This is a genomic window from Bacillus swezeyi, assembly GCF_030908325.1.
GTDB classification, from domain to species: domain Bacteria; phylum Bacillota; class Bacilli; order Bacillales; family Bacillaceae; genus Bacillus; species Bacillus swezeyi.
Genome location: NZ_CP133085.1, coordinates 1,338,750 through 1,351,799, shown reverse-complemented (window position 1 = coordinate 1,351,799; position 13,050 = coordinate 1,338,750). Strand labels below are relative to the sequence as shown.

Here is a 13,050-nt window from a genome sequence, read left to right as displayed (position 1 = left end):
CCTCCTCTATCAGCCGTTTGGCACGGCCGTTTTTTCCTTGATCCCTGAACCGAACGTCTGGAAGACCGTTTGATGGCTGACACGATATACGTCCCTTGCCGCAAGCTGATTGATGATCACTGAATTGCGGTAAGCGCCGAGTCCTAAGTCGGGCGCTCCCACGCCGTGTGTATGCAGTTCTCCGTTTTGAACAAAAATATGGTTCTCTTTGTTTGCTGCCGTCATCAGACGGTAATCGCGCGTGATGAAGAAGCGCCCGCTGTCATCTTTTTCAATCAGGCTGTTTAGAGTAGCGAGGCATTCAGGCAGTCTTGCTTTATAGCCCGTCGCCAGAACGACCACATCAGCCTGCCGTTCGAACCGTTCTTCATTCACACGTTGCGCGCAATGAAGAATCCATTTTCCGGCATTTTGTTCGATCTGCTCTACTTCTGTCATGGACTGCAGGTTGAATGCCGCTTCTTGTCCTCCTGCTGTCCGTTCATACAGCAAATGATAAATATCGCTGATCGTCTTCGCGCTTATCCCTTTATACAGCAAATCCTGCTGTGCGAGCAGTTCATCCTTTCTCCATTGCGGAAGCTGATAAAAAAAGTCGATATAATCAGGTGAGAAATACTCGAGCCCGAGATTGGAATATTCCATCGGGAAGAAGCCTTTCGAGCGGGTCAGCCAGCTGACATGCTCCGCTTCCTTCCCGCCGACTAAGTCATAAAACACTTCAGCTGCGCTTTGTCCCGAGCCGATCACAGCAACCGTTTTTCCTTTAAAGCCGCAGGGCTTTTTCATGACATACTCGGCTGAATGGAAAACCGTGTCACCGAGCGCATCGCGCAACGGCTCGGGAACATAAGGGCCGGTGCCGATGCCGAGAACGATGTGCCTGCTGAAATAGACCGATTCTGTACCGTCTTCTTGATCGGCAACCCGTACTTCATATAGAGCGCCTTCTGCCGTTTCAAGGAGCGAAATGCTTTCAACATTCATTCCGAAGCGGCAGGAGTCAAGGCTTTCGGCGACCCATTGGCAATAATGGTTATATTCTTTTCTCGGAATATGAAAATCTTCCAAAAAGTAAAACGAATACAAACGGTTATGCTGCTGAAGGTAGTTTAGAAAGCTGTATTTGCTTGTCACATCCGCCATACTGACCAAATCGGCCAAAAACGGCACCTGCAGTGTGGTTCCTTCAATCAGCATCCCGGGGTGCCAATTAAAGCTTCGGTTTCGTTCAAAAAACAGCGCATTGATCTCAGGCACCGCATCAGACAAAGCAGCCAGACCGAGATTGAAAGGACCGATACCGATGCCGATGACATCATATATTTCAGTTTGTTTGCTCTGTGAGTTCATCTTTTTTCTCCTTTTTAAAAAAACGTTCTCTTTCGCAAAACATCAATAAGCCGGTTTTATCAGGAAGCGCCACCGGTTTGATGGGGCGGAATCCGCATTTTTCAAAGATGTGAATCATTTTTTTATTGCGGATATCCGGCTCAGCAATGACTTTTTCCGTTTCTGGCGTCTCAAATTGCATCCTGACCATCGCTTTTAAAAGCGGAAGGGCCAGACCTTTCCCCAAAAAAGTTTTCTCGCCGATCAACAGATGAATGCCCTGGTCATACGGCACATTGCCATAATGGTGTTCGATGATGTCCCCCTTGACCCAGTACGATTCCCAGTAGCTCATCGGCACATCATTGATAAAACCGATGTACAGCGTCTGATGAGGGTCTGTGATCGCCTTCTGAAAATGGGCTTCAAATTTTGCGAACGGCATATTCAAATGCCAGAACGGGATGACATGCTCTTCCTGCATCCAGCGGTATACGAGAGACACATCTCTTTCATAATCAGCCTTTTGAAATGTGATCCGATCATTCATGGACGACGGCCGCCTCCTTCAGCAAAGGGTTTTCCACGGATGTGTAGCGCGATTGGGTTTCAAGCGAGCCTGTCAGTTCATCCATGTCATAAAACCGCGTCAAGAGATTGGCTTTGCACGGAAGCGCCGGAAAACGAAGCAGGCTGTCCGTCAGTTCGGTAATGCCATACTTTTTCTCCGCCTTCTCAAGTCTGTCCCTGATCATCCCGAGCAGCGCCTCTTCTTTGATCAGCTCTTCACACCCGAAGGCGCCCACAAGTCCAAACAAGTGATTGAAGAAGAAATAATAGCGCAGCCTTTCGACAGCCACCCCGTCGGAGCAGATCGTTTCGCTTTTTTCGCTTAAGCCTTCGATCAGATTGGACAGGACATCCGCTTTTGATTCACAGTAATAATAGCCTTGGTTATCCCTGTAATAAAAAGTGGCGGGATAGCCGTTTTTCAGCTGAATAACGGCGTTTTGCTGGTGCGCTTCGATCGCCAGCCCGTATGTTTCAAACAGCCACAATACAGGCTCAAGCGATAGTGACAAATACTTGTCAAACCAATCAGCGCTTACTTCTTCTGTTGAGCGTCCCTCTTTTAATGCCAATGATTTGATGATGACCGACAGTCTTGATTCTTTTCCATAGGCGTGATCCTGGCACAAACCGGCGATCAGGCTTGCCGAACGGTCATCGTCATAAAACGGATTCTCCCTGATGACGACTTCAAATCCCGACTCTCCGTTTTCTCCTTTAAGCGAAATGTAAGCCGGGTCTTTGATCACACGAAAGCCCGGGAATGCGGCTTTTAAGTTTTCGCCAAGCTCTGATTCAAGAAGCCGCGCCATTTCAACTCCTCGGTCAAGCTCTTTTTGTTTGTTCACGCGGAGGGAATTCGTGATTTTGATCGGAACCGAGAATTTGTACATATACCGCGACCGTTTGCTGTAGACCGTACGGACCGAGGAAGTCGCCGTAAACTTCTGACCTTTTGCGCCTAGATATGTAAGCAAACCTTCTTCGATCAGCTTTTTGACATACGGCTCCTCAAGCAGCGCCTTCGCTTGAAGGGGGTGTGAAGGAAGCAGAACAAATGCCGAATCGGCCGTTTCTTTGGCAAGCCATTCTTTGTCAATCATCGGGTCGTTTTTCAGCTCTTCTTCAATCAAAAAAGGCGCTTTTGTCCCTGTGCACGAGTCATGAAGCACGAGTGACGCATGGGCTTTAAAATAGTGAAGCTGAAACTCTCCCTTTAATTCGGGAGAGAAGATTTTCTCCTCTTCCTCCTTCATTCCCTGCCTGCTTTTTGGCGTCGGATGCAACAGGTGACCCAAAAGCAGCGACTGCTCCGCTTCGATAAACGTAAAGTCGGCCGTATTCAGCTCTGTCTGATCCCCCGCCCTTTCTTCGACATAGCGGCGGATATTGCGGCAGCTTAAAATGACCCTGAGCATAAATTCATCTTCTGCACCCCGGTTGTTCTGCTGAAGCAGCAGTTCTTTTGAAGCGAGGGAGACGAGTGTGACATAGTCGAGCGGAAGCTGTTTTCCATCTTGTTTTGTTTTGTAGTAAAGCGGAAATGAAAAGAGATGCCTCCCCGTTTTCGACCAATATTTGACCGGAATGATCAGCTCGATTTGCTGGCGGTCGAGCGGTGCAACCAGCGTTTTCTCTGAACCGGCCGTGAGCTCATATGTTTTCATGCCGGTTTCCCGCAAATAGCAATTTAAAAAGCTTTGAATCGTAGCATTTTCTGCTATCTCTTTAAATGAAGTCATCGTGTTACCCTCCTGCTATTCAAATAAAGGCTTGCCAGCTTTTGAATCTCGCTGAGAACTCCTTCAAGATCTGAAAGAGTCGTTCTCGGATTGAGCAGCGTGAATTTTAAATATGTTTTTCCATCGGCTGCGGTCTTTGCGATGACAGCCCGGCCTGTTCGAAACAGTTCTCTGTGAATGTATTTATTCAAGCCGTCATTTTCCGCATCATCTTCCCCGCCGAGACAGCGGAAGACGACAGCATTCAGCTCCGGGTGCGGGTTCAGCAGCTCGAACCGGCCGCTTTCAGAAATGGTTTGCGCCGCTGCTTCAGCCAAGGAAAATGTCCAGTCAATCATCTCGGCGAATATATCTTCACCGATCACACGCAGTGAAACAAACAGCTTTAAAGCGTCAAAACGCCTCGTCGTCTGAATCGATTTATTGACGAGATGGACGATGCCGTCCGCTTCATCTTCTTCGGGATTTAAATAATCGGCATGATAATCAATGAAGCGGAAATTCCGCCCGTCTTTCACAAGAAAAGCGCCGCAGCTGATCGGCTGATAAAACTGCTTATGAAAATCAACGCTGATCGAGTCCGCCCTGTGGATGCCGGCCAGTTTATAGCGCCGGGTTTTGCTCAAAATCAATGCCCCGCCATAAGCGGCATCCACGTGGAGCCACAGTCCCTCGGCTTGCGCGACATCTGCAAGTTCGGAAAGCGGGTCAATGCTTCCAAAATCCGTCGTGCCGCACGTTGCGACAATCGCAAACGGATAAAACCCCGACTCTTTCAGCATGGCGGTTTTTTTCTTTAAGTCGTACAGGCACATCCGCTTATGCTCATCCGTGTCGACGAGGACGACAGAACGCTCGCCCAATCCAAGCTGGGAAGCCGATTTTTTCACGGTAAAATGAGCATCCTTCGAACAAAGAATCCGCAAACGGCGCGCTTCAGACGGAAGGCCGTCTTTTTGCACATTGCAATTCCACTGTTTTTCGCAAAATGCATCGCGCGCCAATAGAAGACCCATATAATTTGATTGTGTACCTCCGCTCGTAAAAGTGCCGTCCGCTTTTTCGCCGTAATCAAATTTCCGGCAGAGCCATTCGACCATTTCTTCCTCGATTAAAGATGCGGCCCCGCTTTGATCAAAGGAATCCATCGACTGATTCAGCACGCTGATCAGCATGTCTGCCGCAAGCGCGGGGATCAGCGGCGGGCAATGCAGATGAGCGGCGCATGTTGGATCTTCGACATGAATGCGGTGCGGCAAATATGTGTCTTTCAGCTCTTCAAGAACATCTTCAAGCGGCTCACCTGTTTCCTGAAATGAAAACAAGTTTTTGATGTGTTTGTCTAATTCATGCGGCATCTTCCCGCTGTAGGGCTTTGTTTTTTCCTTCCATTCAGCCCACAATGTTTCAACAACGGTATGCACCGCTTTCCGGTAGGCTTCGATCCCCTGTTCACCGTTGTGCATGAACAGGGAATCAACGTTTTTCTGTTTACTTGACAGCTTCATAGACAGCCTCTTTGAAAAGGGTGATGATATCGTCGATTTGCGCTTCTGTTACGATAAGCGGCGGCAAGAAACGGATAACACTTCCATGGCGGCCGCCCGTTTCGACAATCAGCCCTTTTTCAAAGCATTTTCTTTGAATCAGGCTTGCAAGTTCGGGATCGGCCGGAAAACTGCCGCTTCCGCTTTGTTTTTGGTGTGGCGCGACAATCTCAACACCGACCATCAGCCCGCGCCCTCTGACATCGCCGATTTCGGGAACATGCTGCTGAATGTCTTTTAATTCCCGCATAAGCTTCGCACCGACTACTTCCACGTGTGAAAGAACATCATGGTCTTTTATATATTTTAATGTCGCGGTTCCGGCCGCCATCGCCATCTGGTTTCCCCTGAATGTGCCGATATGCGCGCCAGGCCCCCATTTATCAAGATCTTGATCATAGATGACGACAGACAATGGCAGGCTTCCGCCAATCGCTTTTGAGAGCACGATGACATCCGGTATAATGCCGGCGTGTTCAAACGCAAACATTTTTCCGGTTCTTCCGATTCCAGTCTGCACCTCATCAATAATCAAAGGAATTCCGCGTTCTTTTGTGATTCTTCTCATTTCCCTGATCCAGTCTGCCCGCGCCGGGACCGATCCTCCTTCACCTTGAACAGCTTCAAAGATCATTCCGGCCGGCTGCAAAATTCCGCTTTCCGGATCATCCAGCATATGTTCAATATATGCGCTTGACAGTCGGTGGCTGTCTTCTCCACCGATGCCGAACGGACAGCGGTATTCATATGGGTACGGCAGGAAGTGGACGTCAGGCATTAACCCTTGGACATTTTCTTTCGGAGACAAATTGCCGCTTAGAGACATCGTTCCGTGCGTAGCTCCGTGATATGCACCGTGGAAAGAAAGGATGCTTCTCTTGCCGGTGGCCGTTTTCACAAGTTTGAGCGCGGCTTCGATCGCATCACCGCCGGTAGGGCCGCAAAACTGAATTTTCGCCCGTTTGGCAAATGCTTCAGGAAGACTTGCAAACACTTCGCTGATAAACTCTTCTTTTATTTCTGATGTGATATCAAGCGTATGCAGCGGGCGTTTTTCATCGATCATTTTTTGAATGGCTTCAATCACAACTGGATGATTATGACCAAGCGCCAGCGTACCTGCTCCGGCCAGACAGTCATAATATTGCTTTCCATCCGCATCCTTTACCAAGATGCCTTCCGCCGTTTGCATGGCGAGCGGAAACCTCCGCGGATAAGAACGCGCATTTGATTCTCTTCTATTTTGCTGCTCCAAAAACGCTTGATTTTTAGAACGGGTTTGTACAGACATAGAAAGCATTCCTCCAATTGATAAAGATTATCATTTTCAATGACAAAAAAAGTGTATATTTTGTGACGCGTATATGTCAATAAGATTCGGAAAAATGAGACGTTTCTCACAATCGGTAAAATACCGCCCTTTTTCGCGGTCTATAAAGTTCTTAATATGAATCAATAGTTTGTTGAAGTGTGCATTGTTGGAATTTAATGGTTTGTTTTTAAGTGTCCTGAGGCATGAGTCACGCAAAAATAAGGCTGAAACCGAGGTGAGGTTTCAGCCTACGCGGATATTTACATGAGTTCCCGGGCAAGTTCAGCGACGATTCGAATCCCGTTTTCGAGGGCTGATCGAGAAGCGTAAGAATAAGACAGCCTGATGCTTTGCTTTGCCTCTTTATCGTAAAGGGTTCCGGGATTGATGAGGATGTTCTTTTTTAGTGCTTTTTCAAACAAGGCGCTGATCGCTAGAGGCTTTAGAAAAGTCACCCATATGTAAAACCCGCCGCGCGGTTTTTCCCAGCGGGCGATCCCGCCAAAATAGGCTTCTAGACAGCGAAGCGCTGTGTCGCGCCTTTTTTTCAGTTCATTTCTGATCAGCTTGAGGTTTTCTGCATAAAGTCCGCTCGAAATCCATTTCGCGGCAGCCCATTGAGAAAGGGAGCTTGAGCCATAGTCCGTCTGCATTTTGATATCTGCCAGCCTGTCGATCACGGGTTCCGGACCGGCCACCCAGCCGATGCGAAGTCCTGGACTGACCGTTTTTGACAATGTACCGACATAAAGCACGTTTCCGTCTTGGTCCAAGGCTTTTAGCGGAGACGGCGGCGGCATATCAAGCCATAAGTCGCCATATGCATCATCTTCAATAATCGGGAGAGATAAGCGTTTACTGACTTGAATCAGCTCTTTTCTTCTATCTTCCGCCATCTGAAAGCCCGTCGGATTGTGAAAGGACGGAATCGTATACAAAAGATCGGCGCCATGCTGTTTTTTGCAGGCGGAAATGACAGCCGGGTCTAATCCCCTTTTATCAAGCGGAAGCCCATAAAGCCTCATCTCCATCGATTGAAAAATGTGCAGCGAGTATAAATATGACGGCTTTTCCGTAAGAACGGCGGCTTTCCGTTTTAAAAGGCCGATCGAGATGAGCTGCAATGCTTGAAGAGCGCCGGAGACGATCAGAATGGAATCAGGCGAAACATGTATGCCTTTTTCCTTCAAATGTGCTGCCAGCACTTCTCTTGTATATCGATTTCCTTTCGGCTCTTCATATCCGAGCATCAGCTTTCCGGCTTCAGCATCTTGAAGAATCTTTTTCATCTGCTGATATGGCAAAAGCTCTGGCGCAAGTTCACCTGTCCCGAGCCTGATGATGTCCTTCTTAAATTCCTGCCGGTTGATCTCCTGAATCGTCAACGAATTCGGGCGGTGGATTCCTGAGCGTACATAGCCTGTCCAGTCGAGCACAGGCCATTCAGTCAGCCCGCTCCATGTAAGATTTGTCACGATTGTCCCGCCGCCCCGTTTCCCTTCGAGAAGTCCTTGGGCTGTCAATTCGTCAAGTGCAGCGGTCACCGTACTTCTGTTCACTTCAAAAATGTCTGCCAGTTTCCGCTGGGACGGAATTTTGGTTCCGGGCGGCCATTCGCCCTGTGAGATTTTCTCTTTAATGATTTGTTCGATTTGCTGATATAGCGGTACCCCTGAGCTTCGTTCCAGCCGTATCTTCAACTTTTGTTTCAGCTCCTTTTTTAAAAGGATAGCATTTGGCTGGTTTCTTAAGCCAGCCAAATGGCCGGAGACATCGGCCGCCTCTTGCCCTACAATAAAACAGATGTTTTTGATGAAAGGGGTTTTAATAGCAATGAACGCAGCAATACACGGGGTGATGCTTGCTTTTGGACTGATTCTGCCGCTGGGTGCGCAAAACGTCTTGATCTTTCAGCAAGGAGCCGCACTGCCCAGCTTTTGGCGGGTTCTGCCGCTTGTGATTTCCGCAGCGATATGTGATTCGCTTCTCATCATATTGGCTGTTACAGGTGTTTCTGCAGCCGTCGCCGGCCTCCCTGCGGTGAAAATCATATTATTGATCGGCGGCTTTTGTTTTTTGATTTATATGGGATGGATCACATGGCACAGCAAGCCCAAAGAAGAAGAAAAACAAGATGCGATGACGGTCAAAAAACAAATCGTTATTGCTGCCGCTGTATCATTATTGAACCCGCATGCCATACTCGATATTGTCGGAGTGATCGGCACCAACTCGTTAGCATATGACGGGCCGGAAAAATGGCTGTTTACCGGATCATGCATCTTTGTCTCATGGGTATGGTTCACAGGACTGGCAGCGGCGGGACGGGCCGTGAAACGGGTCGATTCTGGAGGGGTCACGCTTGTCTTGTTCAACAAAGGATCTGCAGCCGTGATGTGGTGCCTTGCCATCTATCTCGGCGCCTCATTTTTCACCTGAAAAAACGTCCGCCTCACTTTTTGGGCGTTTTTGTCATTCTGCATAAATTAAGCGCGGGCGTGCACAATAAACTCATCTGTAAATCGCCGGAAAACCGGTTTGATTATTTGTTGATGAGGGATGTCCATGTTTCGAAAGAAAGATCAATCACCAACCACTACCGCAATAGCGGATATTAATCCTGAAGCCATTAAAGAAACGATTGCCGGGATGAGTGATGCCAAAGCCGAAGAATATGAAACGAAGAACGGACAAAAGGCTGTGTTTTATTACATCAATACGATTATTGATGAAGGAATCCTCCAAGATTTGATTATCAAGCCCATGGTCAGCTGTGCGGAAGATACGGTGTACGACTATTTAAAAAGTTTGATCTTAAACGTTTGGCATCTCACATCTTTAGATACAGCGAAAGACCTGTTAATGTCCGGATCGGTTCTCATCCACGACCCGATTCGCCAGCACTGGTATGCGATCCCGCTCGAAAATCAATTGGGACGGCAGATTGAATCATCTGATACGGAAACGATTATGTACGGCCCAAAGGACAGCTTTACAGAACAGATCGGCATCAATATCTCTTTAATACGAAGACGGCTTCCTTTAACAAACTTGAAAACAGAAAGATTAGAGATCGGAGCATTAAGTAAGACATCGGTTGTCCTCGTCTATATTGACGGACTGATCAACCCTGAATTTGTTGAGCAGGCGAAAAAAAGAATAGCTGAAATCAATTTTGATATGATGTTTGATTCTTCTCAGCTTGCAGAATTGATGGAAGATCATCAGCATACCATCTTCCCTCAATTTCAACAGACAGAGCGCCCTGATATTTGCGTCTATAATTTGAGCATCGGCAAGCTCACCATCTTGGTCGATAATACGCCATTTGCACTGAATGCGCCTATTACATTTTTTCATCTGTTTCATTCATCTGAAGACTATACCATCCGCTGGCCGATATCGAGTTTTTTCAGATGCCTTCGCTACCTCAGTTTTTTTCTGTCAATCACTTTGATACCAATATATGTAGCGCTATCGACTCATCATTATCATATGATTCCTTTGCAGATACTCTTTGTTTTGATCCAGTCAAGGAGCCAAGTGCCGTTTAACCCGTTTTGGGAAGCTGCTCTCATGCTTATCGTTATCGAATTTATAAAGGAAGCAAGCGTTCGAATGCCGACAAAATCAAGTTCAACCTTGGGGGTCATCTCCGGAATTGTCATCGGGGAAGCGGCAGTACAAGCAGGTTTTGTCAGCAAAGTTTTAATTGTCTTAGTCGGCATCTCAACAGTGACTTCATTTTTGGTTCCTAATTACATTGTGGCGAAAGGATATACGTTAATGCATTTTACGTTTCTTCTGTTTTCAGCTTGTCTAGGCTTTTTTGGTTTGATGCTCGGGTTCATTGGGTTATTCGTCCATTTAAATGGGCTTACTTCTTTAAAACAGCCTTATTTGGCCCCGTTAACCCCTTTTTATTTGCGGGATTGGCTCGATCTTGTCATTCGGAGCCCGTTAATATGGCTGAAAAAACGCCCGGAATTTTTACATCCTCTTCAAAAATGGCGGTACAGCAAAAGGAGATGATCAAGTGAGTCCTTTTACGTTATTTCAAAAAACAAGACCTCTTGACGGTTTATACATGATCATTATCCTTAATCGCACACAGGTTCTGTTTTTCATCCTGGTTCTGCCGATGTACTTGGTTCATCCGTATATGATTTTCGGAATTTTTGTCATTGGCATACTGTCACAGCTGAACTTGTTGATATTATCCAAATGGCTTTCCTCTCCTTATGCCGCCAAAGGATATGAGGGCTTCAAAGAACTTATCGGTGAAGGTAAACTCCGTTTTTTCGTTTTGATCAGCTTGATACAGCTGTTTATAAAAACCGCTATTATGATCGTGAGTTATGCGGAAACGGTCCGCCATTTTATCTTTCCCGCCATCAATATAAACTGGCTTGTATTATTTGTCGTCTTGATCAGCGGCTATGCGGCTTCCCGCGGAATGGAAAATACGATGAGGTTTGCAATTATCGCGTTTTTATCCTCGTTTTGGATCGTTTTTCTATTTATCCGGTTTTACTTTCCCCCGATCGCTTCACTGAATGATTTATATCCGCTTATTCCTTTTGAGTGGACGAAACAATCATGGAAAACGCTGCTTGTCACTTGGTCTGCATTTTCCGGTCCCGAGTACCTGATTTGCCTGGCTCCCTGGTTCAAAAAACATGATCATGTTCTGAAATACTTATCAATCGGAAATTCGATTTCTCTTTTTGAATATCTGTTTCTGTTTGTGTCTTCGTTATTCTTTTACGGCTCCTCTTATTTGCGTGAAACCATTTTCCCGGTCTTGAATATGCTCCGCTATTTGCAATCACCGATACTTGAGCGGATCGACACCTTTTTGCTGTCTGCCCATATGTTTCATTTTATTTTTGTCATCGCCATCTTTCTATTATGTTTGTACGGCGGTGTCCGGATCCTTTTCAAAAAAGTCTCGAAACCGGTGACCCGAAAAGGATTTCTCATCAGTTTTCTCTTGCTTCTGGCATGCTCCCTCATATTAAGCACATGGTTTTGGGAATCCGGTGAACAGAAGGACATGTGGTTTTTGCTGGAAGTTTCGATAGGAGCCATTACTTATGCCCTTGTTCCTTCATTGCTTGCAGCAGCGGCTAAACGAAAGAGGCGTATATCATGACGAAAGGAAAACGATCTTTACTATGCTCTCTAATGATCAGCCTTTTTATAGCACAAGGCTGTTCTCCATTTGTTGAAAATCATGAGATTGAAGAGATTTCTCCTGTTACATTTTGGTATATACAGGAAGGGAAAAAAGAAAAACTGTCAATGAGCACATTAGTCCCGCCGGTGGGACTTGAGAAGAAACGAATATTCAATAAAGAGGTTAACATGATCAAACAAGCCGGCAAGCATTTTAATTTAAATTATTACAATGAGCTGGAAAACGGGCAGCTCCGGATGGTGATGATTGAAGAACAACTGGCCAGAAAAGGGGTCGTTTCGATCATTAACACACTGCTGAACGATCCAAAAACCCCTCAGCGCCTTTACCTGATGATCGTCAAGGGTGACTTTGAAAAATACATGCTCAGCGAACTGAAGCAAAGCGAAAAGTTTGATTTCTATCTATATCAGACATTAAGGCATTTCGAAAAAGCAAATCAAGGAGAAATGAGCATTGTCAACCTGCATCAATTCAAAAACCAGCTGTACACTCTTTTTTCCGATCCTTATGTTCCCGTTTTCCAAACGAATGAAAATCATTTCACATACGAAGGCACGGCCCTTTTTAAGGATGACAAACTGGTGAAAATTCTTGCCGGGATGAATGATCAAATATTTCAGCTGATCCACAATAACAAGTACCTCAAAATTCTGGAGCTTCCCCGGCTTTCTGTCGTTCTCGGTCAGGCTCGTTCAAAGGTCTATATGGACTTGAACAAAAAAAATACGTCGCTATCCATGAAAGTGAAAGTGGATGCCGGAATTGAAGAGTACACCGGGGATAAAGATCTGCAAAATCAAAGGGAGTTTCGAACGCTCATCAAAGATGTAGAAGCTGAATTGGAGAAACAGACAACAGAGCTTCTTAAAGAAATCCAAGAGATCAAAGCTGATCCTCTTGAAATCGGCGGTGAAGCCCTGTTCCCGTTTACAAAGCCGATGAGCAACAAAGACTGGCTGAAGCATTGGGAGAACATGGACGTTAATGTCGATTATCAACTGAATCTCAGGCCTGTTGTCAATTCGCGGTAAGGATGGCTGAAGGACAATTCCGCGGCACATTGCACTGAACTTGGATCATCGGCTGCGAAGAATGAGCAGGAAGCCGGTCTATCCCGGCTGAACCTTGATGTTTCCTCCGGGGGTGCCTGACGTATATCAAAAAGAAGAAGCTCCCCTTAAGAACCTTGAGAGACGTTAGGAAGCCGGCGTTTTTTGCATCTTGGAACTTACACATACTGAACAAATTCATACATGTCTCAAGACGATCTGTTCAAATGGACAGGTTTAAGAATATCATCGGCCAAGCGGACCGGCTCGATGCCAAGCTGGATGACTGGCAGTC

General features: G+C 46.4%; 10 protein-coding genes. 4 read left to right on the top strand and 6 right to left on the bottom strand.

Annotated features, from left to right (window positions below):
* Window positions 1-9: 9 nt before the first annotated feature.
* The 6 genes from RBH91_RS06450 to RBH91_RS06425 all read right to left on the bottom strand — a co-directional run bounded on the left by RBH91_RS06450 (window position 10) and on the right by RBH91_RS06425 (window position 8,203).
* Window positions 10-1,353 carry a lysine N(6)-hydroxylase/L-ornithine N(5)-oxygenase family protein gene (locus RBH91_RS06450; RefSeq protein ID WP_307893871.1) on the bottom strand — a complete coding sequence of 448 codons (1,344 nt, stop codon included), beginning with the start codon at window positions 1,351-1,353 and terminating at the stop codon, window positions 10-12.
* Window positions 1,328-1,882: a GNAT family N-acetyltransferase gene (locus RBH91_RS06445; RefSeq protein WP_307893870.1), complete on the bottom strand. Its 555-nt coding sequence runs from the start codon at window positions 1,880-1,882 to the stop codon at window positions 1,328-1,330. The genes RBH91_RS06450 and RBH91_RS06445 overlap by 26 nt, the downstream gene beginning before the upstream one ends.
* Window positions 1,875-3,644, bottom strand: a complete 1,770-nt coding sequence (locus tag RBH91_RS06440) for an IucA/IucC family protein (RefSeq protein ID WP_307893869.1) — start codon at window positions 3,642-3,644, stop codon at window positions 1,875-1,877. The genes RBH91_RS06445 and RBH91_RS06440 overlap by 8 nt, the downstream gene beginning before the upstream one ends.
* Window positions 3,641-5,152: a pyridoxal phosphate-dependent decarboxylase family protein gene (locus RBH91_RS06435; RefSeq protein ID WP_307893868.1), complete on the bottom strand. Its 1,512-nt coding sequence runs from the start codon at window positions 5,150-5,152 to the stop codon at window positions 3,641-3,643. Before RBH91_RS06435 ends, RBH91_RS06440 begins: the two co-directional genes overlap by 4 nt.
* Window positions 5,136-6,482 carry an aspartate aminotransferase family protein gene (locus RBH91_RS06430; protein WP_307893867.1) on the bottom strand — a complete coding sequence of 449 codons (1,347 nt, stop codon included), beginning with the start codon at window positions 6,480-6,482 and terminating at the stop codon, window positions 5,136-5,138. The genes RBH91_RS06435 and RBH91_RS06430 overlap by 17 nt, the downstream gene beginning before the upstream one ends.
* A gap of 281 nt (window positions 6,483-6,763) precedes the next feature.
* A complete protein-coding gene (locus RBH91_RS06425; RefSeq protein ID WP_307893866.1) occupies window positions 6,764-8,203 on the bottom strand; it encodes an aminotransferase-like domain-containing protein in 1,440 nt (479 codons plus the stop codon).
* A gap of 133 nt (window positions 8,204-8,336) precedes the next feature.
* On the opposite strand from RBH91_RS06425, the gene RBH91_RS06420 reads away from it, so the two are divergent.
* The 4 genes from RBH91_RS06420 (at window position 8,337) to RBH91_RS06405 (ending at window position 12,737) form a co-directional block, all read left to right on the top strand.
* The gene (locus RBH91_RS06420) at window positions 8,337-8,942 is read left to right on the top strand and encodes a LysE/ArgO family amino acid transporter (protein ID WP_307893865.1); all 606 of its coding nucleotides are present in this window, start codon (window positions 8,337-8,339) and stop codon (window positions 8,940-8,942) included.
* Window positions 8,943-9,068: 126 nt separating this feature from the next.
* Window positions 9,069-10,535, top strand: coding sequence for a spore germination protein (locus RBH91_RS06415; protein ID WP_307893864.1), 1,467 nt, complete (start codon window positions 9,069-9,071; stop codon window positions 10,533-10,535).
* Window positions 10,536-10,539: 4 nt separating this feature from the next.
* Window positions 10,540-11,658 (top strand): GerAB/ArcD/ProY family transporter, encoded by a 1,119-nt coding sequence (locus tag RBH91_RS06410; RefSeq protein ID WP_307893863.1) that lies wholly within the window; start codon window positions 10,540-10,542, stop codon window positions 11,656-11,658.
* The gene (locus tag RBH91_RS06405) at window positions 11,655-12,737 is read left to right on the top strand and encodes a Ger(x)C family spore germination protein (protein WP_307893862.1); all 1,083 of its coding nucleotides are present in this window, start codon (window positions 11,655-11,657) and stop codon (window positions 12,735-12,737) included. Before RBH91_RS06410 ends, RBH91_RS06405 begins: the two co-directional genes overlap by 4 nt.
* Window positions 12,738-13,050 lie beyond the last annotated feature (313 nt).